1 protein-coding gene is annotated in these 1498 nt (G+C 71.0%); it reads left to right on the top strand.

Features of this window, described 5'->3' with window-relative positions; all coding sequences use genetic code 11:
- Positions 1–98: 98 nt before the first annotated feature.
- A complete protein-coding gene (locus tag ACFWOG_RS40835; RefSeq protein ID WP_380364819.1) occupies positions 99–1418 on the top strand; it encodes a UDP-glucose dehydrogenase family protein in 1320 nt (439 codons plus the stop codon).
- Positions 1419–1498: the final 80 nt, after the last annotated feature.

Genomic DNA, 1498 nt, shown 5'->3' with positions numbered 1-1498 from the left:
CCGGCGCCCACGGACCGCAACGAACTCATCCAACAGTCAGACCAGCCACCCGAACCCGGGCCCGGCTAGAACCCCTACACACGGATTAGGACACGTTCGTGAAGCTCACCGTCATCGGCTGCGGCTACCTCGGCGCGACCCACGCCGCAGCCATGGCCGAACTCGGCCACCAGGTCCTCGGCATGGACATCGACCCCGACAAGGTCGTCTCCCTCAACGCCGGCCGGGCCCCGTTCTTCGAACGCGACCTGGACGACCTCCTGGCCAAGCACACCGCCACCGGGCAGCTGCGGTTCACCACGTCCTACGCGGAGACCGCCGCCTTCGCCGACTTGCACTTCATCGGCGTCGGCACCCCGCAGAAGCCCGGCGAGATGGCCTACGACCTCAGCCACCTTTTCTCGGCCGTCCGCCAGCTCGCCCCCCGCCTGACCGGCCCCGCCGTGATCGTCGGCAAGTGCACCATCCCGGTCGGCACCGCCCCCCAGGTGATCGACATCCTGCGCGAGTTCGCCCCGGCCGGTGACCAGGTCGACGTCTGCTGGAACCCCGAGTTCCTGCGCGAGTCCTCCGCGGTCGAGGACACCCTCCACCCCGACCGGATCGTCCTCGGCCTCACCGGCCAGGGCACGCGCGCGGAGTCAGTGATCCGCCAGGCCTACGGCAAGATCATCGAGTCCGGAACCCCGGTCATCGTCACCGACCTGGCCACCGCTGAGCTGGTGAAGTCCGCCGCGAACGCCTTCCTCGCCACCAAGATTTCCTTCATCAACGCCATGGCCGAGGTCTGCGAGACCTCCGGCGCCGACGTCCAGCTGTTGGCCGAGGCCCTCGGCCACGATGCCCGGATCGGCCGGCGCGGCATGCGGCCCGGACTCGGGTTCGGCGGCGGCTGCCTGCCCAAGGACATCCGCGGCTTCATGGCCCGCGCCGGCGAACTCGGAGCCGACCAGGCGCTGACCTTCCTGCGCGAGGTCGACGCGATCAACAACCGTCGCCGTGAGCGCATGATCGACCTCGCCCGCGAACAGTGCGGCGGCGTGATCAACGGCAAGAACATCGCCGTCTGGGGCGCCGCCTTCAAGCCCGACACCGACGACATCCGCGACTCCCCGGCCCTCGCCGTCGCGCAGAAACTGCACCAACTCGGCGCGACCGTCACCGTCTTCGACCCCAAGGCTCTGGACAACGCCCGCAAGGCCCACCCACAGCTCGAATTCACCGACCATCCGCTCGGCGCCGTCCGCGACGCCGACCTGCTGCTTCACCTGACCGAGTGGCCCGAATTCGCACGCCTCGACCCCGAGGCCGTCGCCGCCCGCGTCGCCGTTCCCCGCGTCATCGACGGCCGCAGCACCCTCGACCCCGACCGCTGGCGGGCCGCCGGCTGGACCTACCGCGCCCTCGGTCGCCCCTGACTCCAGGGCCTCCGCGGGCGGTCACGAAGCGTGGGGGGGGGCCCCCCGGCGGGGGGGGGGGGGCGCGGGGCCTAGAACAC

The organism is Kitasatospora sp. NPDC058406, assembly GCF_042722765.1.
GTDB lineage: Bacteria > Actinomycetota > Actinomycetes > Streptomycetales > Streptomycetaceae > Kitasatospora.
This window is presented reverse-complemented; position numbering and strand designations above follow the sequence as displayed.